The following is a 23,127-nucleotide window of genomic DNA, read 5'->3' on the forward strand; positions in this document are numbered from 1 at the left end:
CAGACAAACGGGGTGAGGCATCGAAAAAAGCGAACCCGGGTCTTTCTCGGAGAGTGAGATTGAGCCAGAATGGACAGTAGTTCGGCTATTTCAGATTATTACCGCACAGGCTGACAGGTCCCGCTTCACTCTTCGCCCTCCGGAGTCCCTCATGGCCGCCCGCACCCATCGCGCGACCATTCTCGAGCCCACCGCCACCGCGTCCGGACTGAGCCCCCGAGGCCGCCGCGCCCGCCGTCTGCGCGTGCTGCTGGTGGAGCCGGATGCGCGCTACCAGTCGTTGCTGGGGACGGGGCTGGCCGAGGCGGGCTTCGAGGTGGTGGTGGTGCCCTCGGCGGAGGATGCCCGCGCGGAGCTGGCGGCTTCCCAGGTGTTGCCGCACCTCGTCATCGCGGAGACGGAGCTGGAGGGCTTCGACGGCTTCAGCTTCTGCACCCAGCTGCGTGCCGAGGCGCGCACGGCGCAGCTTCCGGTTTTCCTCATGGCCAGCCGGCGCGAGCCATTCCACGCCGAGCTGGCCCACAGCGTGGGCGCGGACGACTTCCTGCCCAAGCCGGTAGCGGCGCAGGACCTGGTCGCGTTGGCGCGGCTGAAGGCGGGCCGACGCACCGGGGAGCTGTCCTACGAGGCGCACTCGGCGCGGCTGCCGTTGACGCATATCGCCCGCGCGCTCTTGACCGGAGCACGCTCTGGGCGCGTGGTGCTCAAGGACTGTGACGGCTTCTTCGCCTTCCGCGAAGGCAAGGTGGTGGATGCCTCCTTCCAGGGCGCGCGCGGGGTGATGGCGTTCCGGCGCCTGCTGTCCTTCGGCAGCGGCGTGTACGCGGCGTTCTTCGGGCCCGAGCTGCACCGGGGCTCGCTGTTGATGGATCTGCCGTACCTGAGCCAGCAGGTGCTGCCCGCGCTGGAGCGCTTCGAGCGGCTGCGCGAGGTGGGCGTGCCGCTGGTGGCGCGCCTGGCGGTGGACTTCCCGAAGCTGGCCGAGCACCTGGACGCGCTGCCTGAGGACGTCATCTCCCTGGTGCGCCTGTTCGACGGCCGGCGCACGGTGCGCACGGTGCTGGAGGAGTGCCGCTTCACGGAGGTGGTGGCCTTCGAGGCCATTACCCGGCTGTTCGTCCTCGGGGTGCTGGTGCCCGCCAGCCACGTGGAGGAGCGCGAGCGCGTGCAGGACCCGCAGCGCCTGGGCTCCGAGGCGGCCGAGGCGTGGCGGGCCGCGTTCGCCGCCGAGGAGCGCGCCGCCGACGAGCGGGAGGCCGACGAGCATGAGGCCCGGCTCCATGAGGCCGCGGAGCGCCAGGCCGCCGGGACCGAGCCGGAAGCGAAGGTGCTGGCCTTCCCCACGCCCCCGTCCCGGCGTCGGGAAGAGGAGCCGGCCGAGGACGCTCCGGCCGAGCGGTTCAATCTGGCCTCCGGGGCCGAGTCGACCAGTCCGCGCACAGCGGACAAGGTTTGACTCCTCGGGTCGGATTAAGGGAGAAGTCGCCGCACGTTGGACTCCACCCGCTGAGCATCCGCGAGGGGCGACACTCCCATGTCCGGTCACAACCGATGGTCGAAGATCAAGCGCCAGAAGGCCGCCATGGGCGCGACCAAGGGCAAGCTGTACTCGAAGGTCATCAAGGAGATCACCGTCGCCGCCCGTCTGGGCGGAGGCGATCCCGCTGGTAATGCCCGCCTGCGCGCCGCCATCCTCGCGGCGAAAGAGGCGAACATGCCCAAGGACTCCATCGAGCGTGCCGTCAAGAAGGGCACGGGCGAGCTGGAGGGCGAGAGCTACGAAGAGGTGATGTACGAGGGCTATGGCCCGGGCGGCGTGGCGGTGCTCGTCGAGTGCCTCACGGACAACCGCAACCGCACCTCTGGGGAGGTGCGCGCCACCTTCGGCCGGGGCGGTGGCAACCTGGGCGCCGAGGGCGCGGTGAGCTGGATGTTCCAGAAGAAGGGCGTCATCACCGTGAAGCCCGGCCCCACCGAGGACCAGGTGATGGAGAAGGCCATCGAGGCGGGCGCCGAGGACGTCATCAACCACGGCGCCGACGGCTTCGAGGTGCGCACCACACCCGTCGACCTGCACACCGTGGCGGTGAGCCTGGAGGGCGCGGGGCTGCAGCTGGGCGAGCAGAAGTGGAGCTTCTTCCCGCAGACCACCGTGAAGCTCGAGGGCGAGAACGCCCAGAAGATGCTCAAGCTGCTGGACGCGCTGGAGGACAACGACGATGTCCAGAACGTCCACGCGAACTTCGAGATCGACGAAGCGCTGATGGAGTCCCTGCAGTAGCTCGCCCAGCAGGCGAGGGGGATCGACAGGGGCGGGCTCACACGTTACAAGGGCTGAACACCCGTCTCGTTGTCCCGGTGGAGAGGAACTTGCGCGTCCTTGGAGTCGATCCCGGCAGCCGCTTCATGGGCTATGGCGTGGTGGAGGAGCGGCGCGGCCGCCTCGTGCATGTGGGGCACGGGGTCATCAAGGTCGACCCCGAGGCTCCGCTCCACCAGCGCCTGATGGTGCTGCACGCCGACCTGTCGGCCCGGCTGAGGCAGTACAAGCCGGACGCGGTAGCGGTGGAGGGCGTCTTTACCTTCCGCAATGCGCGCAGCGCCCTGGTGCTGGGGCACGCCCGAGGCGTGGCGCTGCTGGCAGCGGCGCAGGCGCAGCTGTCCGTCCACGAGTACCCGCCGGCGAAGGTGAAGCGCTCGGTGGGAGCGGGCGGCGCGGATGGCAAGGATGCCGTCGCGCGCATGGTGTGTGCGCTCTTGAAGCTCGAAGCCATTGAACGGGCGGACGCCAGCGACGCCCTCGCGGTGGCGCTCTGCCACCTCAACCACGGACGGATGGGGGCCCTCGTCGCGAGCGGTACGGGCGGCAAGCGTCGCAAGGGTGCCGCCGCGCTGCTCGCGGATCGGCTCAGCCCGTCCTACCGGCGCCCGGAGGCGCGATGATCGCCGCACTGCGCGGAACCCTTGTAGAGAAGAGCCTGGAAGAAGCCGTCATCGACGTGGGGGGCGTGGGCTACCGCGTTGCCTTCTCCACGCTGACGCTGGGGAAGCTGCCCGAGGAGGGCCAGCCCGTCCAGGTGCGGGTGCGCACGGTGGTGCGCGAGGACGCCTTCGAGCTGTTCGGCTTCCTGTCGCGCGCCGAGGAGGAGATGTTCCTCATGCTCACCTCCGTGTCCCACGTGGGGCCGAGGCTGGCGCTCACGGTGCTCTCCGGCATGGAGGTCTCGGAGCTGGCCGTGGCGCTGGGCAAGAGCGAGGTGTCGCGGCTCACGAAGATCCACGGCATCGGGAAGAAGACGGCCGAGCGGCTGGTGCTGGAGCTCAAGGACAAGGTGAAGGAACTGCACCTGGAGGCCGTGGCCAAGGGTGCAACGGCGACGCCTCCGGCCGGTGGGCCGAAGGCGGACCTCGTCTCTGCGCTGCTCAACCTGGGCTACAAGGCGCCGCAGGCGGAGAAGGCGGCGGAGCTGGCCGGAGAGCGGCTGGGCCCCGAGGCGGCCTTCCAGGCCCTGTTCCGCGAGGCCCTCAAGGCGCTGCGCTCGGGGGCCTGAGCCGCGCTGCTCAGTGGCGCTCCCAGCGGGAGTCGCTGCCCTGGCTCCGGACGTAGAAGCTGCCTGCGGGCAGGGCGCCGTAGAAGAGCACATCCAGGGCGCCCACCACCGACTTGCCGTCGAACAGCCCCAGCTCGCCCTGCGGCGGGAGGGTGAAGCCCAGCTCCTCGCGGGTGAGCCGCACCGTGCCACCGGCGGGGACCAGGCGCGCGGCGAGCACCGTGCTCGTGTGGCTCTGGCGCAGCGAGGCGGTGGTGCGCCGCAGGTCCGCCGTGAGGACGAGCCCGTCGGTGGAGAGCGCGTGGTCGGTCGGGTTGTGCAGCTCCACCCAGCCCTCGGAGGGGCTCACCGCGTTCAGCCGCAGCGTCTGGGGCGGGGCTTCGAAGCGCGCCAGCTGGGCGCGGACGAAGTCGGCCCGGCGCTCCGCGTAGGCCTTGAGGAAGGGCAGCCCCTCGTGGAACTTCGCCAGCCCGTCCGGGTCATACTGGCCCTCGGGGCCCAGGTTCAGGTACGGGTCGGCCACCATGTACGGGGCGATCAGCGCGTGCATCGCGTCCAGCCGCGGGTGGAGCACCTCGGGGGCGAACAGCTCGTTGAAGCCCCGGTCGATGAGGGCCACCAACTGCGCGCGCAGCTCGGGGTTGTAGGTGATGCGGGTGTTGAGGTTGGAGAAGGTCGGCAGGAAGTCCGGGCGGTTCGCGCGCTTCACGTACATCTTCTCCACCCAGCCGTCCGCGAGGCTGAAGGGGAACAGCGGGTGCTCCACCACCGGCTTCATCCCCAGCCCGTAGGTGGGCCACCAGCGCGCGTCGTTGTTGTTGAGGTCCCACGCCACGTACGTCCACTTGCCCGTGACGCGGTCGTGGATGAGGTAGCTCTGCGAGTCCTCGCTGATGTTGTTGGAGATGAGCACCTCCACCGCCAGCGTGCGCAGGTAGCGCTCCAGCTCCAGGTTCTCGGCCAGCACGCGCGGCAGGTCCGGCTCGGGCGTGTGGTTGATGACGCGCATCAGCGCCTCGATGTCCTTCTTGCCCACCTCCTTCTTCTCGTTGGTCTCCTTCTGCCAGTCCTGCTGGTAGTCGGTGCGCCACAGCTTCATCTCGCAGTCCTTGGCGCCGCACCGGTAGATGGTCGGATCCGGATCCGCGAAGCCGTGGGCCTCGGCGAAGCTGTTATCCACGCGCTCGATGTCGAGGTAGACGCCCTGGTACAGATCATTGATGGCCAGGCGCACGTACTTCGTGCGCGGCGCGGGCAGACCCATGGCCAGCATGGAGTCGTACGCGAGCTTCTCCGTCATGAGCGTACGGTCCTGGAACTCCGCCACGAGGTTGTGCTTTCGCCGGCCGTCGAACTCCGTGTCCTTGGGGAACTCGATGCGCCAGCTCTTCTTCGGGAAGAAGCGTGAGCTGGAGCCTCTCAGGCGGACCTTCACGTCATAGGACTGCTTGTTGATGACGAGCCGCGCCGGCTGCTCGTCCAGGTACGGATCCGCCTCGAACTTCGCCAGCGTCTCCGGAGGAATGTAGAGCTGGTAGATGGGCACCTCCTGCTGCAGCTCGGGGAAGGTGAAGGTGTCCTGCTGCGTGGACTCCTCCTCCTGCCCGGGCTGCTCCTGCCCGCAGCCGCTGAGCGCCATCAGCAGCACCGTGCCCACCAGCGCGATCCACCACACCGCGCGCTCCTGCGTGTCCTTCTGCCCCCCGCCCGCCATCACCACCACCGCCTTCATGGGTTTCATCCTCCAGCGCGTTTTCGTTCTTCGTCGCTCTCACCTTTGGAAATGCGCGAGGCCCGTCACGTGGACGAACTCCTTTTTCCGGCGGATTTTTCGCGGCGGGGGCGTCGCGGGTTGAACACGCACCGCGAGTGGGGTGGGGGGTGGGGTTGTCTCCAGGTCTGGAGCACCTAGATCCCTTCCAGGGGCCGTTGGTGAACGGGGAAGGGGTCGGCGTGCAGGCGGATATCGACAATGCGCTCTGCGTCGAACTCGGCGAGACCGGTTCGGACCGTTGGCTCGTGGACTTTCACGCGGGCCGCCGCTCCGTTCTGGAGCAGTGCTACCGGGAGCTCTATCCCACGGTGCAGCGGGCGGTGGGGCGGGTGCTCTCCGGGGCGGACCAGGAGACCGTCATCCATGAGGTCTTCTATCGATTGATCTCCCGCGAGGAGCTTCGGCGGAGCTTCCGGGGTGGCGCCCTCAAGGCGTGGATCGCCACGGTGGCCTACCACCTTGCGCTCGAGTTCGTGCGTCGCCAGCAGCGCGAGAAGGGCGCGCTGGAGCAGGCGCGGGAGCTCGGGGGAGATGAAGCCACCACGGTGGCGGAGGCCTCCGAGGAGTGCGAGGCCCGCATCCTGGTGGAGCGCTTCCGGCGCGAGTGCCTGCCGGAGAAGTGGCAGGGCGTGTTCGAGGCGCGCTTCCTGCGCCAGTTGCCGCAGCGGGACGCCGCGCGGGAGCTGGGTATCCACCGCACGACATTGGCCTACCAGGAGATGCGGATCCGTTCGCTGCTCCGCCGCTTCTTGCTGCGCGAAGGGAGTACACCGTCATGAAGAACGTCGTCTGCCCCATGCGTGGTCGCGTGGACGACCACTTCGCGCGCCGGCTGAAGCTGGGCGCCGAGCACGCGCTGCGGGAGCACCTGCCGAACTGTGTCTCCTGCAAGACGTTCTATGATCGTCACCTGCTGCTGCGGAGGCTGGACCCGAAAGCGTCGGGAGATGCACAGGCGCGACTGGGGCAGGCGCTGGGCCTGGTCCGCCCGCCGGTACCGGTAACGCAGGGCGCGGTGGCGCTGGCGGTGGTGGCGCTGCTCGTGGTGGGAGTCGTGGCGACGCGGACCCAGCCGTTCGGGCAGCCGGAGCCGGAGGGCTTCACGGCGCGCGGTGGCCCGGTGGTGACTTCGTCCGAGGCGCTGCGTGTCTTCCGGGTGCGGCCGGGAGTGGCCGCCGAGCCCGTGGAGGGAGAGCTGCGCGCGGGGGATGAGCTGGCCTTCGCGTACCAGAACCCGAAGGGCCGGAAGTGGCTCCTCATCTATGGAGTGGACGAGCACCAGCACGTGTACTGGTTCCACCCGAGCTGGTCCAACCCGGACGAGGACCCCGGTGCGGTGCAGGCGTTTGGCGGCACGGCGCTGCACGAGCTGCCCGAGGCCATCTCGCACACCTTTGATGGAGAGCGGCTGGTGGTGCATAGCGTCCTGGCGGACGAGCGGCTCACGGTGCAGCGGGCCGAGGCGCTACTGAAGGGGCGAGACCCGACGCAGCCGCTGCCGCTGCCTGGCGCGGAGCACACCTCCTTCTCGCTGAAGGTGAGGAAATGAGCAGGGGGAGCCTGGCGCTAACACTGGCGCTGGTGGCACTGCCCGCGCTGGCGGAGGAGCGCCCGCGCGCGGCCTTCGCGTTCATCGTCGGGGTGAACCAGAGCGTGGACCCGAACGAGCCGGCGCTGCGCTACGCGGATGACGATGCGGCGCGCTACTTGGACCTGTTCCGCCTGCTCGGGGCGCGCACGTACCTGCTGGCGCGGTTGGATGAGAACACGGAGCGGCTGCACCCGCAGGCTGCGGCCGAGGCGAGCGCGCCACGGTGGGCCGAGTGGCAGCGGCTGGTGGACCAGCTCGCGCATGACGTGGAGCAGGCGCGGGCGCGCGACCTGGGGACGGTCATCTACTTCGTCTATGCGGGCCACGGCAGCGTGCGCAACGGCCAGGGCTACGTGACGCTCGAGGACCGGCGGCTCACGGGCAGGGATCTGGCCGAAGGACTGATCGAGCGGGTAAAGGCCGACCAGGCGCACCTCATCGTGGATGCGTGCTCCTCGTACTTCCTGGCGTATGGGCGTGGGCCGGGGGGACAGCGTCGCCCGCTGCAGGGCTTCAGCGAGGTGGCGCGCCTGTCGGACGACGGCCGTGTGGGGCTGCTGCTGTCCACCTCTAGTGTGCGCGAGAGCCACGAGTGGGAGGCCTTCCAGGCGGGGGTCTTCAGCCACGAGGTGCGCTCGGGGCTCTACGGGGCGGCGGACGCGGATGGGGACGGGCGGGTGAGCTACAAGGAGATCGCCGCCTTCGTGGAGCGGGCGAACGCGGCCATCCCCAACGAGCGCTTCCGGCCCGAGGTCCACGCGCGCCCACCGAAGGACGGGCAGTGGCTGGTGGAGCTGGGCAATGCGCTCGAGCACCGCATCGAGGTGGACGGGCGCGAGGCCATGCACCTGCGGCTCGAGGACAGCAAGGGTGTGCGCCTGGCCGACTTCCACAACGCCTCCGGGCAGCGGCTCTGGGTGGCGAGGCCCATCGGCACGGGCCCGCTGTACGTGCGGCGCGTGGTGGACGGGCAGGAGTACCGCATCGACGCGATGCCTCAGGTGGTCCAGCTCGCCGCGCTCACGCCGCAGGCGCCGCGCGTGGGGGCCCGTGGCGCGGAGCACGAGGCGTTCAGCCTCATCTTCTCGTTGCCGTATGACCGGCAGACGGTCGACACGTACGACTTCCGGATGCCGGTGCTCATCGAGCCCGCAGAGTCCACGGTCCCCGCATGGCGGCGCGTGGCGGGCTGGAGCGCGGTCGGGCTGGCGGGAGCGAGCCTGGGCGGAGGCGTGTGGACGACGATGTCCGCGCGCGGCGTGCGATCGGGAGGCATGAACGGGCTGCCCCAGGCCGAGGTCATGCGCCGCAACCAGCGCATCCAGTCGCTGAACCGACGGTCCACCACGCTGTACGCGGCGGGAGCCGTGGCGGGTGCGGTGGGGCTCGGCTTGTTGCTGTGGCCCGGGGCGAACGCCGAGGCCGCTCCTGTCGTCGGACCGGGCACCGCGGGACTGCAACTGGGAGGTCAGTTTTGAAGCGCCTGCTCGCGGTGCTCGGGGTGCTGCTAGGGGCGTGCGTGGCGCCGGTGTCGCTGGACGAGCGCGCCTGCCCGTGTGCCGACGGGTGGACCTGCTGCGAGGCGACGCAGATGTGCATGCGGGCGGCGGATCAGTGCCCCCAGTCCATCGAGAACCCCGCGACTCCCACGGAAGAGGACGGAGGAACCGACGGAGGCTTCGACGGCGGAACGGATGGAGGGTACGACGGCGGGCCAGACGGAGGAGGCGACCCTGAGCCCGACGAACCGGATGCGGGCTATCTGGACCTCGCAGGCCGCTGCTTCGATGAGCACTGGTGCTGGGAGAACCCGTCTCCCCACGCGCGCTACTACGAGGCGGTCTGGGCGTCGGGGCCCAACGACGTCTGGGTGGTAGGGGCGGCGGGGATCGCCACGCGGTGGGATGGCGACGGCTGGAAGGTCTACCGCTCCGCCACGACGCAGCAGCTCCTGGCCATCTGGGGGACGCGTCCTGATGACGTCTGGGCGGTGGGCAACCGGGGCGCGGTGGTGCGGTGGAACGGGGTTGCCTGGCAGCCCGTGGCCACGGGCCTGAAGCAACACCTGGTGGCCGTCTGGGGCAGCAGCCCGAGCGACGTCTGGGTGGCGGGGTTCGATGGGGCCCTGCTTCACTGGGACGGAGCGGAGTGGACGAAGCCGGAGAGCGTGCCTCCGCACTACTTCACGGGGCTCTGGGGCTCGGCTCCCAATGATGTGTGGGTCGTCACCGCGGAGGGTGCGCTGCTGCGCTGGGACGGCCAGGCCTGGGTGCAGCAGCCGAGATTCCAGGGGGAGCTCGTCCTGAGCCTCAGCGGCGCGGACGGGGTGCTGTGGGCACTCGATAAGCGAGCCACCACCGGGACGTGGCGCGTGCTGCGCTACAGCGAGAGCGTGTGGAGCGTGGTCCACGAGGGGACCGAGCCACTGAACAGCCTCATGGCGCTCGGGCCGAACGAAGTCTGGGGAGTGGGCGACGCCGGAAACGTTCTCCGCATCGATGAGAACGGGCCGGTGTGGACTTCGCTGGGCATCTCCGAGGACCTCGCGAATATCTGGGGCACACGCGATTGGGGACTCTGGGCGGTGGGTAGCCGGGGCCAGATCCTTCGGATGAACGGCGACGGGTGGACCTCTCTCCGCGAGGGTTCGTATGCCCCGGTGCTGGGGGGCTACGCCCTGAGTGACAGGGAGGCGTGGACCTCTGGAGACCTCGGCGCGTTGCTGCGCTGGCGCGACGGGCGGTGGGACGTCATTCCCACCGGCACGACCGCCGCGCTGAATGATGTCTGGGGCTCGGGCTCAGAGGAGATCTGGGCGGTCGGGGAGGGCGGAAGGATCGTGCGCTCCGACGGCACGACCGCCGCGCCCTGGCCGGAGTCCCTCGTCCCGGAGACGTTGCGAAGCGTCTGGGGCACGGGCCGAGAGGACGTGTGGGCGGTGGGAGATGCGGGCCGCATCCTCCACTACGACGGCCAGCGCTGGACCGTGAGTCCCAGCCCGACTGGCGCCACGCTGCACCGCGTGTGGGGGACGAGCTCCGGGGCGGTATGGGCGGTGGGGGAGTCCGGCACGCTTCTCCGCCAGGACGGGAGCGGCTGGAGGACCGTTCCGCTGGACCCGCCGACCACCCATGCCTTCTATGGATTGTGGGGTTCGGGCCCGAGCGACATCTGGGCCGTCGGCGCGCAAGGTGTCGTCCGGCACTACGACGGGCAGCGCTGGTCGCCCGTGGTCCCGTTCGCGGAAGGCGAACTCATCGACATCTGGGGCACAGGGCCTTCGGACGTCTACGTGTTGGAGCGGCACGCGGAGGGAACGACCCTGTTCCACTTCAACGGGCTGACCTGGGTGCCGGAGCCCGTGCCGTACGGAGGGCGCTTCAGCGCCCTCTGGGGCATGGGGATGGTGCCGCGAATCGGCGGCTTCGGCGGCTCCATCCTCCGTTACAGACCCTGAGCGGGACTCCGCTCAGGCCCGCTCCACGCGCAGACGCGCGGGCAGGCCGTTGAGGCTGAACTCCTCCTCCTTGCCCGTGAGCCCCTCGGGGCCCACGTGCAGCTCCGAGGTGAGCGTCTCGCGGGTGATGAGGTCCTTGGCCTCTTGCGTCACCTTCTTCACCCGCGCGTCACCGTCCACCCACAGGCGGATGCGGTCCGTGTAGCCCAGCGCCATGTCCTTGCGCGCCGCCTGCACGCGGGCGAGCAGCTCGCGCACGAGTCCCTCGTCCACCAGCGCCTCGGTCAGCTCCGTGTGCAGCACCACCACGCCCACGCTCGCGCCCGCCGCCGCGTAGCCGGGGTTGGCCTCCACGAGCACCTCCAGCTCCTCGGCGGGGAACACCATCCGCTCCCCGTCCACGGTCAGCGCCACCATGCCCTTCAGCGCCAGCTCCCGCTGGAGGATGCGCCCATCCGCCGCGTCGAACGCCTTGCGCACTGGGGCCAGCTTGGGCCCCAGCCGACTGCCCATCGCGCGCAGGTTGGGCCGGACCTTGTAGCGCACCACGTCCGCCTCTTGTCCCGTCTCCAGGAAGCGCACCTCGTGGACGTTCAGCTCGTCGTTGATGAGGTCCTTGTAGACGGCCACGCGCTCCTGCAGCTCGCGGCGCGCGAGGATGACGTCCGCGCTGGAGAGCGGCTGGCGCACCTTGAGCCGGTTGTCCGTGCGGACCTTGAGGCCCAGGGACACCAGCTCGCGCACCGCGCCCATCTCCGCCGAGAGCCCCTCGTCGATGAGCCCCGTCTCCGCGTCCGGGAAGCGGCCCAGGTGGACGCTCTCCGGCTGGGACGTGGGCCAAGGCTTGCGCACCAGGTTGCCCCACATCTCATCAGCGAAGAACGGGATGAAGGGTGCCGACATCGCGGCGATCGTCGTGAGCGCCTCGTACAGCGTGTAGTAGGCGTCGAGCTTGTCCTGCTCCATGCCGGGCGCCCAGAAGCGGTCACGGCTGCGGCGCAGGTACCAGTTGGACAGCGCGTCCACGAGCGCCACCATCCGCTGGGCCGCCTCGTAGACGTGGTAGCTGTCCAGCGAGCGGGACACATCGCGCAGGGCGAGCTGCACCTCGGAGAGGATCCACCGGTCCAGCACCGTGCGGGACTTCGGCTCGCGCCAGCCCTCGCTCTTGCGGATGGCACGCCAGGGCGCCTCGGAGGAGTCCGGGTTGCCCCGCGCCGGCGAGAAGCCGTCGATGTTCGCGTAGATGGTGAAGAACGAGTAGACGTTGCGCAGCTTGACCTGGAAGTCCTTCTGCAGGAGCCGCACGTTGCTCAGCGAGTGGCGCGTGTTGGACCAGGTGGGGCTCGCCGCGTAGAAGAACCAGCGGAACGCGTCCGCGCCCGGCGCGCGGCTGGCCGGATCCTTGAGCACCACGCGCTCGGAGGTCGCCAGCCGGGGCACCTCCACCGGCATCACGTCCGCGCCACGGGCCGAGGGCGCCACGCCCAGCGCCTCCAGGTCCTTCTTGGCCAGCAGCAGCACGCGCCGCTTGAGCTTCTTGTGCGCCTTCACCGTGAGGGTGAGCGCCGTACCCGGGTTGTCCGGGCGGAAGACCTGCACCTTCGCGCCCTCCTGGATGTCCAGGCCCTCTAGGTCCTCGCGGGCGATGAGCGCTTCGCCGGCCACGCCCAGCACGCCCGCCGCCTTGTCATCCAGCACGGCGAAGTCCATGCGGACCTCGTCGAGGATGATCTCCGGCGGGGTGTAGTTGCCCTTGGACTTGGACTCCTTCTTGCCCTCCTTGTCGGAGACGTGCCCCAGCACGATGCAGCTCTTGTACGGGATCGGCCACTCGCGGCGGGGGGTGATGCCCTCGCGCTTCTGCGTCTCCTCATCGAAGACGAGCGTGCTGATCATCAGCAGCGAGTAGAACCAGCCACGCGTCTGGTCGATGGCCTCGGAGATGAAGTCCGCGGGGAAGGCCTGAGCGAACTTCTCGCGCGAGCCCGGCGCGTGCGGGTAGCCCCACTGCGCGAAGGGCATGCAGCCCGAGTCGAACCACACATCCACCACCTCGGGCACGCGCACGAAGCGGCCCGGGGTGCCGGGCTTCTCGAAGGTGACCTTGTCGATCCACGGCTTGTGGACGATGAGGTGCTCGACGGCGGTGGCGCCCGGCTTCTTGGCGAGGAACGCCTTCAGCTCGGCCTCCACCTCGGCCAGGTTGTTGCCGGGCTTGCCGCGCAGCTCCTGGAGCGAGGAGATGGACTCCACCTCGCCCGTCTCCTGGTGGACCCAGAGGGGCAGGGGCGTGCCCCAGTAGCGCTCGCGCGACAGGGCCCAGTCCACGTTGTTGGCCAGGAAGTCGCCGAAGCGGCCCTCCTTGATGTGCTCGGGCACCCAGTTGACCGCGCGGTTGTTGGCGATCGCCTTGTCCTTCACGGACGTGGTGCGGATGTACCAGGCCGGGCGGGCGAACTGGATGAGCGGGTCGTCATCGGCGCGCCAGCAGAACGGGTACTCGTGGCGGTACTGCTCGATGAGCAGCATGCGCCCGCGCTCCTTGAGCTCGCGCTGGATGTCCTTGTCCGCGTCCTTGACGAACTTGCCCGTGAGCGAGGGCACGTCCTCGGAGAAGGTGCCGTCCGAGCGGATGGCGCAGAACAGCTCCAGCGCCTCGGGATTGCTGAAGCGGGTGCGCTCCTTGCGGAAGGCGTCGTAGTCGTCCTCGCCGAAGGCCGGGGCGATGTGGACGATGCCCGTGCCGCTGCTGAGGGTGACGAAGTCCGCGCCGATGACGCGCCACGCGGGCGAGTCGCTGCCGCCCTCCTTCAGGGGCAGCTCCGTGTCGGCCACGCGCTTGAAGTACATGTCATAGGGCGGCGTGTAGCGCAGGCCCACCAGCGCGCTGCCCTTCTGCGTCTCGAGGACGGGCAGGTCCTTCTTGAGCTTCTTGGCCAGCTCCTCGCGCAGCGCGGCGGCGAGGATGAACTTGCGGTCACCCGCGTCCACCGTGACGTAGTCCACCGTGGGGTTCACCGCCGCGTACATGTTGGACGGCAGCGTCCAGGGCGTGGTGGTCCAGATGACCAGCGAGGTGTCCGGCGCGTTGACCAGCGGGAAGGCGACGTAGGCGCTGGGGTCGTCCACCGTGCGGTAGCCCATGCCCACCTCGCCCGAGCTGAGCGCGGTGCCACCCTGCGGCCACCACCAGACGATCTTGTGGCCCTGGTAGAGCAGGCCCTTGCGGTACAGCTCGGCCAGCGCCCACCACACGCTCTCCACGTAGCTGCGGTGGTAGGTGACGTAGGCCTCGGGCAGGTCCACCCAGAAGCCGATGCGCTCGGTCAGCCGCTCCCACTCGTTGGTGTAGCGGAAGACGGACTCGATGCAGCGCTCGGTGAAGGGCTCCACGCCGTAGCGCTCGATCTCGGCCTTGCCGTGGATGCGCAGCTCCTTCTCCACCTCCACCTCGACGGGCAGGCCGTGGGTGTCCCAGCCCGCTTTGCGAGGCACGCGGAAGCCGCGCATCGTCTTGTAGCGGGGGAACAGGTCCTTGATGACGCGGGTGAGCACGTGCCCGTTGTGGGGCAGGCCGTTGGCGGTGGGCGGGCCCTCGTAGAACACGAAGGCGGGAGCCTCATCCCGCCCCTGGAGCGTCTGCTCGAAGATGCGGCGCTCCTTCCAGAAGGCGAGGATGCGGCGCTCGTCAGCCGGGAAGTCGATCTCGTTGGGGACCGTGGAGAACAGAGGGGTAGGAGACTGGGACATAGCGTCGCAGAGATAGCACCTGACGCGCCCGGTCGGCCTCTTTCCTGTGAGGTTCGACCGCTGTAGGACGACCCACACGGTACGTGAACTTCGGGAAGCATTCGGGTGATAATGGTTTTGAACCCCCTGCTCCGAGGTCCGCGTGTCGAACACCATCCTCCCGAAGCTGTTCCAGGTGGGGGTCACCGCCCTGGCGAAGAGCGGCGGGGACCCGGTCCAGACGGTGCAGAACGCGGTGACCCAGGTGCGCCAGGCGGTGGACACCTTCGCCACCACGGTGTCGCAGCGGGCGCAGGAGGGGCGGCTGTTCTCCCAGTTCGCCTGGGGGCCGATGGGTGAGCCGTTTGCCCGGCAGCTGACGGGGGTGAACGTCGGAGGACCGAACCAGCGGTTGGATCCGGTGGGGCCGGAGGACAGCGTCGCCCACGGGGTCGAGATCGTTCAGCGGTTCCTGGACCGACTGGGCTACCTGGACGCGGACCACCAGCTGATGGGCACCTTCAACGGAGACACGGAGGAGGCCGTCCGACAGTTCCAGCGGGACAACGGCCTGGAGCCCACGGGCATCGTGGATGACGCCACGGTGGCGGCCATGCAGAACCCGAGGCCGCGCCCGGGCTACGGCATGCCGACCACCAACGGCCGGTTCGATCCGAACGGGGCCATCGCCCTGTCTCAGACGCTCTTCCAGGAGGCGGCCAACGTCTATGGCGCGCAACTGGGGTTGGCTACCTCGGCCGCCGTCACCCAGCCGGACGGTTCCGTGAGGCAGTCGTTCGAGAACGGCACCCTGGTCATGGGACCCCAAGGCGGCTTCCGCATGCTGGACCGGGAGGGAAACAGCCTGCTCTCGCCGCAGGATTATGCGGCGACACAGGCACGGGCGGGCAGCCACTTCATCAACCAGCTCGAGGGAGACCCGGACCGCGCCGTGGATGGCAACCAGAACTGCGGCTACGCCTCCGCCAACATGGCCTTGAGCTACCTGGGAGTGCCGGGCTGGAGCGTGGAGGGCATGACGCCGGCGCAGAGCTACGAGTCCACCCTGCGGCTGCGGGAGATGGGGCAGCCCGGCAGCGATGAGCTCGACGACTCGACTCCCGACGGTATCGAGGATGCCCTCCTCAAGCCCGAGATGCAGGCGGCGGGAGTCGAGGTCACGGTCTGGGAAAATGATTACAACGGCGCGCGCCAGTCCGATGCGGATCGCATGGCGCTGGCCTTCATGAACGGAGAGAACGACAACATCGCCTTCGTGGTGGCGGGCAACCCCAACTCAGGGTGGGGTGAGACGGAGGGCATGGACGCGCACTACGCCTCCCCCAAGGGGGTGTTTGACGGAGGCCACTTCGTCTCGGTGGTGGGCTACAACGCGGACACCGACACCTTCCTGGTGCTCGACCCCATGGCCACGGGGCCCATTGAGGTGCCCCGGAACGACATGGCCACGTACATGGAGAACCAGCTTGTCGTTTCGGGCGAGGTGCTGCAGATCACCTACAACCCGTCCGCGACTCAGGCCCAGCCGTAAGGAGTCACGCGGCGCGGCGAGAGGCGGCCGAGGAGCGCACATCCCCGAAGTTCGGCGGCGGCAGCACCACCGTGGGAGACAGGCCCGGCGCCAGCATCGACGTCGTCAGCAGCGACGAGGGGTGGAAGTTCACGAACGCCCCCTCCACCGGAGAGGGCCCCGCGAACAGCTTCTCCACCACCATGGAGGAGTACTGGTCCAACGAGTGCTCGCGGGTATTGCCGTTGAGCACCACCTCCAACCCCATGTGCTCGGCGAAGCCTCGGATGCCCGGGATGGCCGACTGCAGCGGCGTGTAGCTCTCCGTCGCCACGCCGTTCTCGCTCACCACGAACACCTCGCGGTCCGTGGCCACCGCCAGCGACATGTTCCCCAGCGTGTGCCCCGGCGTGGACAGGATGGCCGCTCCCGGCCCCAGCCACACGTCCCCCTCCAGCAGCACCACCCGGTCCTCGGGCACGCCCGCCGTGCCGTTGGGCACGTACCAGGCCTTCTGCATCGGGTGCAGGTTCTTCACGCCCTCCCACTCGGCGCGCTGCACCAGCAGCTTCGCCCGCGGGAAGTACGCCGACTCGCCCGCCCCGCCCACCCAACGGCGGACGTCCTGCACGTGCAGATGGTCGAAGGCCAGGTAGTCCACGTCCGCTGGCTTCAGCCCCAGCGCCTCCAGGTGGCTCTCCACCGAGCCGTGCCGCGTGGACATCACCTTGTCCGAGACGAACGCCCCGTAGCGTTCGCGCAGGCTCCGGAAGAAGGGCGCCGCGTACCCCCGCTCGTAGTCACTGGGGTTGAAGAGCAGCGTGCGCAGCTCGCCGTCCTCCAGGAACTGCACCACCTGCATCCGGTTCGTCATCATCACGTACGGCGCCGGCGACATCGCCGCCCCGCTGAAGGCGAACTGGGTGGGGTAGGGGAACGTAATGAGGTCGCACGTGGTCACCGAGGCCACCGGGCCGCCTGCTACGAAGGCCTCGCGCGCCTCCAGCGTGGCGCGGCGCAACTGCTGCAGCTTGACGCCCGGCACGCTCTCGGCGCGGGCCTCGGTCAGGGAGGGCAGGGGGCGGAAGTTCGAGGTCATGCGTTCACCGTCAGATCGAAAGCCGTCTTCACGGATTGGTAGCGTCCACGCGCCAGATTCGCCTCGATGGCCTCTCGGTATCTCGAGAGCGGAAAGGTATGGGTAACGAGCACGGAGGGGTCCGGCCCCTCCCGGCGGGCGAGCAACTCCAGTACCAGATCGAAGGTGTGCTTGCGCCCTCCACGGAAGCTCTCGGGCCCATAGACGTAAGAGCCGAGCAGCGTTAGTTCATTCCGCCACACTGTGGTCCAGTCCACCCGCTCCAGGATGCCCGCCGCACCCACCAGCACCACCCGGCCGAGCGCCCGCGTGTAGCGCAGCGAGTCCTGCACGGACGCCGCGCTGCCGATGCAGTCGATCGTCACCTCGAAGCCCCCCGTGAGCGCCGGCGGGCCGATGACGGGCTGGTAGACCCGAGCGCCGGTCCTCCGGGCCACCTCCTGGGCCTCGGCCACGTCGCCCTGGACCCGGAAGGCCTCGTCCGCCCCAAGCAGGCGGGCGAGCTTGAGCTGGTACTCCTCCGTCGCCAGCAGCGTCACGTGGCTGCGGTGCCCCAGCGCTCGGATGGCCCACAGCGCCGCGAATGCCACCGGCCCGCCGCCGATGACGAGCACCCGGTCCTCGTCCTTCAACCCCGCTTTGAGCACCGCATGCAGGCTCACCGCCAGCGGTTCCACCAGCACCCCCGCCTTGTTCGACACCGACGCCGGCACCAGGTGGAGCTGGGAGGGGTGGGCCACCATCTCCGTACCCATGCCTCCTGGCAGGTCCTTCTGGTAGCCGAGCATCTGCCCGGCCGCGAGGCAGCCATCCGCCGTCCGCTCGCAGCCGTTCTCCAGCCCCGCCGCGCAGGGCTTGCACGGGGGGTGGATGCCGCGAAGCCGGCACGGCAGCAGCGGGTTCACCGCCACGCGCTGTCCCACCTCGACTCCGCGTGTCTCCGGGCCCAGCGCCGTCACCTCGGCCAGGATTTCGTGCCCCAGCACCGCGGGGAAGCTATTGAAGGGCTCGAGCTGGGGACTGGCCTTGAAGAAGACGGTGGCCATGTCCGAGCCGCACAGGCCCGTGAGCAGCGGCCTCAGGCGTACCCACTCCGGGCCGGGCGGGGTAGGGGAGGGCAGCTTGCGCAGGGACAGGCAGCTCCCCGGGCCATAGTGGACCTTCGGGTACATCCCTCCGATGCCCTTGGCGAGGACGTACTTGGGGATGGACAAGTCGAACACGAGACCCTTCACGTGGAGCGCGCTCCCTGGCCAGCCAACCGGCGTAACCCGCGAGTCTACCGCTGGGAGATGGACGGCGACACGCGCGCCGTTCTTGCTAGGGTGAACCCTGACATGGCTACGAAGCGGAAGTCCGACACGCTGTCGGAAGAGGTGCTGACGGATGACGTCCGTCTGGAAGCCTCTTTGCGGCCGCGCACCTTCGACGAGTACGTGGGCCAGGGGGCCGTCGTCGAGAAGCTCAAGGTCTACGTCCAGGCCTCGGCCCGCCGCGGGGACGCGCTCGACCACTGCCTCTTCTCCGGCCCTCCCGGCCTGGGCAAGACGTCGCTGGCCCACATCATCGCCTCCGAGCTGGGCGTGGGCATCCACGTCACCAGTGGGCCCGCCCTGGAGCGCAAGGGCGACCTGGCCGGTCTGCTCACCAACCTCAACGAGCGCGACGTCCTCTTCATCGACGAGATCCACCGCCTCAACGCCGCCGTCGAGGAGTACCTCTATCCTGCCATGGAGGACTTCCGGCTGGACATCACCATCGACACCGGCCCCGCCGCGCGCGCGATGAAGATCGACCTGCCGCCCTTCACCCTCATCGGTGCCACCACCCGCACGGGCCTGCTCACCTCGCCCCTCCGGGACCGGTTCCAGATCCAGGAGCGGCTCGAGTACTACGAGCCCAAGTACCTGGAGATGATCATCAACCGCTCCGGGAAGATCCTCGGGGTGCCCCTGGACCGCGACGCCAGCAAGGAGATCTCCACCCGCTCGCGCGGCACGCCCCGAATCGCCAACCGGCTGCTGCGAAGGCTTCGCGACTTCGCCCAGGTGGAGGGCGAGGGCCACGTCACCCTGGAGCTGGCCCGCTCCTCGCTGGACCGGCTCGGCGTGGACGCCAGCGGCCTGGACTCCATGGACCGCAAGATTCTGCTGACCATCATCGACAAGTTCGGCGGAGGCCCGGTGGGCGTGGAGACCATCGCCGCCAGCGTGGGCGAGCAGCGCGACACCATCGAGGACGTGTACGAGCCCTACCTCCTCCAAGAAGGCTTCCTGCAGCGCACCCCGCGAGGTCGCATGGCCACGCACCGCGCCTACGGTTATTTCAAGAAGGCACCGCCGCCCGCCTCGCCCCAGGGCAGCCTCTTCTGATAGGGGATCGCTTCCGATGAGCCAGGCACGCACCAAGGAGCCGGTGAAGACGACCCCTCGGGTCGCGCGGGACTTCTATGCGGACCTGATGCGCACCACCCAGGCCTCGCGCTCCGGAGTGCTCGCCGAGCGCGAGCGCTGGCTGCGCGGTATCTCCGTGGAGGGACGCGAGGAGCAGCTCTTCGAGTTCGAGATGCTGCTGCGCGGCGTGGAGCGCTACTTCAACCTCCACAACGTGGTGGTGGACGCGCACGAGCGGCCTCTCGTCACCCGCGACTTCCACGAGGAGCTGGAGGATGTGCGCGACGCCATCCAGCGCGCCATCCGCATCGCCCGCCGGCTGCAGGACCCGGACTCGGACTCGAAGATGGTCTTCCGCAAGTACGTGGAGACCCAGCTGGCCGATGACCGCATCCGCCGCGCCTTCCTCGAGGAAGAGCTGGACCAGGACACGCCCCAGGAGAGCCTCTTCGTGCTGCGCGAGGCCTTCGAGGCGCTGCGCAACCTCATCGACCACCTGCTCAAGCTGCCGGTGTGCAGCCTCGCCCTCTTCACGGACGTGGGCAACCTGGCCCTGCGGGAGATCGTCCTCAACCGCTACTTCCGCCCGTTCCGTCCGCTGGAGTTCCGCATCGAGTACGACCGCGTCCGCTCGGTGCGGGTGCTCGATCTGCTCGCCACGCAGCCGAAGGACATCCGCGCTCCCTTCACCACCGCGTTCCTCGCGCTCTTCCGCCTGCTGCACTACCTCTCCTATGTCGGCCAGGAGGGCGAGGACGCCCCGCCTCGGCGCTCGCGCGTGGTGCTCGCCCTGGTGCGCAGCGAGGCGGTGAGCCTGGTGGGCTACCTGCGCCAGGAGTTGGCCACCCAGGTGGGCCCCAAGCGCCTCAAGGCCGCGGGCCTGCGCGCCGCGCGCGACATCGCCAAGGAGAGCAACCGCATCGCCCGCGAGGTGCTGGCGGAGCTCAACGGCTCCCAGGACACCTCCATGAAGGCCGCCGTCGCCTTCACGGCGCTCTTCCGCGGGCAGGTGCTGGCCCTGGTGGAGGCGCTCGAGCCCGGCGCCGCCTCCGGTGAGGGCGCCTTCACCGCGCTGGCGGCCCCGGAGGCCATGGCCCAGCGGCTGCGCAAGGACCTGTGGGTCTTCGGCCAGCTGTGCCGCACCACCGAGGTGGCCCTGCGTCGCGAGGACGTGCCGGTCTCGGAGAGCGCCCTGGCGCCCCTCAAGGCCTACCTCGGCTACTTCCAGGACGTGAGCTACCAGCTGCTGCGCTACTCCGACTACGAGCCCTTCGACCGCTTCGCGGCGCTGCTCACGGAGCTGCCCTGGCCTCCCGAGGGCCCCAGCATCCGGCTGCGCCTGGCCGAGGACCTGCGTCAGTTCACACAGACGCTGGAGAACGCCTTCACCTCCATCAGCCGCCGGGTGCTGCTGCAGGGCCGCTCCTTCGACCGCAAGGACGCCGAGGCCCTGCGGGACCGTTTCCTGGCTCCCACCCGCCGCTAAAGCCCTGAACACTCCGGAGTCCGCGCTTTCGCCGGGGCAGTGTTTGCTTCTGGGCGGTCGCTTGCGCTATGGACCGACGCATCGCACCACGGGGTTGTGTCCAGTAGGTCACAGCTCCGTGAACGGCGAATGATGGATCTCGGACACCAATGTCACGGTGGATGGGTGGAGTCTTGGCGACCTGAGGGGGGAGGCCCCAACCGGAATGGGGCTCAGCGCATGCGTCGAAAAAAAGCCCAAGGAATTCAAAGGGCTGTGAGCACTCCTGGCTGCCTGCTCGAGGGCAGGCCCAGCGATGGGATGGCATACGGTTTGCTCACTTCAACGCGGCGTACCAGCAGCGGCAGTGAACGTTTCGGTCCGGTTCCGGACGGTCCGAACGGCGAGCAAAGCCGTACCGAGCTGTGAGAGAGGCGACACCGCAATGCCTTTGGCTTCTGACAACCAGCGCACCCTGAGCCATCCCATCTCCTGCCAGGGGGTAGGTCTTCACTCGGGGGCGAGGGTGAATCTCACCCTGCGGCCGGCTCCGGCCCATCACGGCATCGTCTTCGTCCGCACCGACACGCCGCGCCCGGTGACCATTCCCGCGCTGTCCGAGTACGTGGTGGATACGGCGCTGGCCACCACGCTGGGCAAGGACGGGGTGAAGGTGGGCACGGTGGAGCACCTGCTGTCGGCGCTGGCCGGCCTGGGCATCGACAACGTGCGCGTGGAGCTGGATGGCCCCGAGGTGCCGGTGATGGACGGCAGCGCCGCGCACTTCGTGCAGATGGTGACGAGCGCCGGCGTGCGCGAGCTGGACGAGAAGCGCACCTACCTCGTCATCACGAAGCCCGTCACCGTGGCGGATGGCGACAAGGAGGCCTCGCTGACGCCGGCCCGCCGCCTGCGCGTGAGCTGCACCATCGACTTCAAGCACCCGCTCATCTCCAGCCAGTCCTATGAGATGGAGCTGAGCGACCGGGGCTTCTCCGGGGAGATCTCCCGGGCGCGCACCTTCGGCTTCCTGCGCGACGTGGAGATGCTCAAGAAGCTGGGCCTGGCGCGCGGCGGCTCGCTGGAGAACGCCATCGTCGTGGACGAGTCCTCCATCCTCAACCCGGAGGGGCTGCGCTTCGCGGACGAGTTCGTCCGGCACAAGATCCTCGACGCCATCGGCGATGTGTCCCTGTTCGGGCGCCCGGTGGTGGGCCACCTGAAGGTCTTCAAGACGGGCCACGCGCTCAACCACAAGCTGGTGCAGAAGGTGCTGTCGGATCCGAGCTGCTACGCGCTCGTCGAGGGTCGCCCGGCGGAGCTGGAGCTGGCCGACGTCCGCCTGTCCGAGCTCGCGGGCGGTCTGGAACTGGAGCCGCTGGTCGCCTGAGCCGAAGAATCTTTTGCGAGGTCCTGGACACCTCGATTAAGACCCCCGGCTTATGTCCAAGCTTCCCCTTCGTCTCGTCCTGACCGCGCTCGTCGCGGTCTCCTTTACCGCCGGCTGCAACAAGCAGTCGTCGCCGGCGGCCTCTGCCACGAACACCTCCGCCGCGGGTGGCCAGTGCGAGCCGCCGGCCGACACCGTGGTCGCCACCTACAAGGTGGATGGCGCCGAGCAGAAGGTCACCTACGGTGAGCTCACCGGCCGCCTGGGTGCCCCGCTGGCGGACCTGGAGAAGCGCAAGCAGGAGATGATCAAGCGCGGCCTCGAGGGCTACGTGCTCGAGAAGCTCGTGCAGGCCGAGGCCAAGAAGCGCGGGCTGCCCAACGAGGACGCCCTCATCAAGGCCGAGATCGAGGACAAGGTCCCCCAGCCCAGCGACGAGGAGATCAACAAGGTCTTCGAGCAGGCCAAGGGCGGCGGCCAGCTGCCTCCGGACGTCACCCTGGAGCAGGTGAAGCCGGAGATCATCAAGATGCTCACCGAGCAGAACAAGCGCGAGAAGGCCCAGGCGCTGTTCACCGACCTGAAGTCCAAGGCGGACCTGCAGACGATGCTGCCCGAGAAGCGCATCGAGGTTGCGGCCATTGGCCCCGCGAAGGGCCCGGAGGGCGCCCCCATCACCATCGTGGAGTTCAGCGACTTCCAGTGCCCGTTCTGCAGCAAGGCCAACGCGAGCGTGAACGAGGTGCTCAAGAGCTACGAGGGCAAGGTGCGGCTGGTCTTCCGCCACTTCCCGCTGAGCTTCCACGCCGAGGCGCCCAAGGCCGCCGAGGCCTCCCTGTGCGCCCAGGACCAGAACAAGTTCTGGGAGTACCACGACAAGCTGTTCGCCAATCAGCAGGCGCTCAAGGTGGACGACCTCAAGAAGCACGCGGTTGACCTGGGCCTGGACGCCGCCCGCTTCAACGAGTGCCTGGACTCCGGCAAGAAGGCCGAGCTCGTCAAGAAGGACATGGCGGACGGTGAAAAGGTGGGGGTCACGGGTACCCCAGCGTTCTTCATCAACGGTGTCGCCCTCTCGGGTGCGGTGCCGGCTGAAGAGTTCAAGTCCATCATCGACGCCGAACTGAAGAAGAAGAAGTAGACT

The 23,127-nt window shown here is 69.0% G+C and carries 17 protein-coding genes; 13 read left to right on the plus strand and 4 right to left on the minus strand.

Annotated elements, in window-relative coordinates; translation table 11 throughout:
* Positions 1–151 precede the first annotated feature (151 nt).
* The 4 genes from SYV04_RS25200 (at position 152) to ruvA (ending at position 3,551) form a co-directional block, all read left to right on the plus strand.
* Positions 152–1,456 (plus strand): response regulator, encoded by a 1,305-nt coding sequence (locus tag SYV04_RS25200; protein ID WP_321548437.1) that lies wholly within the window; start codon positions 152–154, stop codon positions 1,454–1,456.
* 78 nt (positions 1,457–1,534) lie between these two features.
* Positions 1,535–2,281 carry a YebC/PmpR family DNA-binding transcriptional regulator gene (locus SYV04_RS25205; RefSeq protein WP_321548438.1) on the plus strand — a complete coding sequence of 249 codons (747 nt, stop codon included), beginning with the start codon at positions 1,535–1,537 and terminating at the stop codon, positions 2,279–2,281.
* An 89-nt stretch (positions 2,282–2,370) separates the two neighbouring features.
* Entirely contained in the window at positions 2,371–2,943 is a 573-nt protein-coding gene (gene ruvC, locus SYV04_RS25210; RefSeq protein WP_321548439.1) for a crossover junction endodeoxyribonuclease RuvC, read from the plus strand.
* Positions 2,940–3,551, plus strand: coding sequence for a Holliday junction branch migration protein RuvA (gene ruvA / locus SYV04_RS25215; RefSeq protein WP_321548440.1), 612 nt, complete (start codon positions 2,940–2,942; stop codon positions 3,549–3,551). The genes ruvC and ruvA overlap by 4 nt, the downstream gene beginning before the upstream one ends.
* Positions 3,552–3,561: 10 nt before the next feature.
* Here the strand turns inward: ruvA and SYV04_RS25220 are convergent, their stop codons facing one another.
* Positions 3,562–5,292, minus strand: coding sequence for a CotH kinase family protein (locus tag SYV04_RS25220; RefSeq protein ID WP_321548441.1), 1,731 nt, complete (start codon positions 5,290–5,292; stop codon positions 3,562–3,564).
* A gap of 191 nt (positions 5,293–5,483) precedes the next feature.
* Between SYV04_RS25220 and SYV04_RS25225 the strand changes: the two genes are divergently transcribed.
* From SYV04_RS25225 to SYV04_RS25240, 4 genes are read left to right on the plus strand one after another with little or no spacing between them, the layout of a single operon-like run.
* The gene (locus SYV04_RS25225) at positions 5,484–6,104 is read left to right on the plus strand and encodes an RNA polymerase sigma factor (RefSeq protein WP_321548442.1); all 621 of its coding nucleotides are present in this window, start codon (positions 5,484–5,486) and stop codon (positions 6,102–6,104) included.
* Positions 6,101–6,874 (plus strand): hypothetical protein, encoded by a 774-nt coding sequence (locus tag SYV04_RS25230; RefSeq protein WP_321548443.1) that lies wholly within the window; start codon positions 6,101–6,103, stop codon positions 6,872–6,874. Before SYV04_RS25225 ends, SYV04_RS25230 begins: the two co-directional genes overlap by 4 nt.
* A complete protein-coding gene (locus SYV04_RS25235; protein ID WP_321548444.1) occupies positions 6,871–8,394 on the plus strand; it encodes a caspase family protein in 1,524 nt (507 codons plus the stop codon). The genes SYV04_RS25230 and SYV04_RS25235 overlap by 4 nt, the downstream gene beginning before the upstream one ends.
* Positions 8,391–10,373, plus strand: coding sequence for a beta propeller repeat protein (locus tag SYV04_RS25240; RefSeq protein WP_321548445.1), 1,983 nt, complete (start codon positions 8,391–8,393; stop codon positions 10,371–10,373). Before SYV04_RS25235 ends, SYV04_RS25240 begins: the two co-directional genes overlap by 4 nt.
* A 12-nt stretch (positions 10,374–10,385) precedes the next feature.
* Here the strand turns inward: SYV04_RS25240 and ileS are convergent, their stop codons facing one another.
* Positions 10,386–14,126, minus strand: a complete 3,741-nt coding sequence (ileS, locus tag SYV04_RS25245) for an isoleucine--tRNA ligase (RefSeq protein ID WP_321548446.1) — start codon at positions 14,124–14,126, stop codon at positions 10,386–10,388.
* A gap of 142 nt (positions 14,127–14,268) precedes the next feature.
* Between ileS and SYV04_RS25250 the strand changes: the two genes are divergently transcribed.
* On the plus strand, positions 14,269–15,657 hold the full coding sequence (locus tag SYV04_RS25250; RefSeq protein ID WP_321548447.1) for a peptidoglycan-binding domain-containing protein: 1,389 nt from the start codon (positions 14,269–14,271) through the stop codon (positions 15,655–15,657).
* Between the two features lie 4 nt (positions 15,658–15,661).
* On the opposite strand, the gene SYV04_RS25255 is transcribed toward SYV04_RS25250, so the two are convergent.
* Together SYV04_RS25255 and SYV04_RS25260 are read right to left on the minus strand one after the other, a co-directional pair.
* On the minus strand, positions 15,662–16,735 hold the full coding sequence (locus SYV04_RS25255) for an MBL fold metallo-hydrolase (RefSeq protein ID WP_321548448.1): 1,074 nt from the start codon (positions 16,733–16,735) through the stop codon (positions 15,662–15,664).
* The gene (locus SYV04_RS25260) at positions 16,732–17,970 is read right to left on the minus strand and encodes a zinc-dependent alcohol dehydrogenase (RefSeq protein WP_321548449.1); all 1,239 of its coding nucleotides are present in this window, start codon (positions 17,968–17,970) and stop codon (positions 16,732–16,734) included. Before SYV04_RS25260 ends, SYV04_RS25255 begins: the two co-directional genes overlap by 4 nt.
* Before the next feature lie 102 nt (positions 17,971–18,072).
* Between SYV04_RS25260 and ruvB the strand changes: the two genes are divergently transcribed.
* The 4 genes from ruvB to SYV04_RS25280 all read left to right on the plus strand — a co-directional run bounded on the left by ruvB (position 18,073) and on the right by SYV04_RS25280 (position 23,124).
* Positions 18,073–19,107 (plus strand): Holliday junction branch migration DNA helicase RuvB, encoded by a 1,035-nt coding sequence (gene ruvB / locus SYV04_RS25265; RefSeq protein WP_321548450.1) that lies wholly within the window; start codon positions 18,073–18,075, stop codon positions 19,105–19,107.
* A 16-nt stretch (positions 19,108–19,123) separates the two neighbouring features.
* Positions 19,124–20,614 (plus strand): hypothetical protein, encoded by a 1,491-nt coding sequence (locus SYV04_RS25270; RefSeq protein ID WP_321548451.1) that lies wholly within the window; start codon positions 19,124–19,126, stop codon positions 20,612–20,614.
* 424 nt (positions 20,615–21,038) lie between these two features.
* Positions 21,039–21,983 carry a UDP-3-O-acyl-N-acetylglucosamine deacetylase gene (lpxC, locus tag SYV04_RS25275; RefSeq protein ID WP_321548452.1) on the plus strand — a complete coding sequence of 315 codons (945 nt, stop codon included), beginning with the start codon at positions 21,039–21,041 and terminating at the stop codon, positions 21,981–21,983.
* A gap of 52 nt (positions 21,984–22,035) precedes the next feature.
* A complete protein-coding gene (locus tag SYV04_RS25280) occupies positions 22,036–23,124 on the plus strand; it encodes a DsbA family protein (protein WP_321548453.1) in 1,089 nt (362 codons plus the stop codon).
* Positions 23,125–23,127 lie beyond the last annotated feature (3 nt).

The sequence above is a fragment of the Hyalangium ruber genome (assembly GCF_034259325.1).
Taxonomy (GTDB): Bacteria; Myxococcota; Myxococcia; order Myxococcales; family Myxococcaceae; genus Hyalangium_A; species Hyalangium_A rubrum.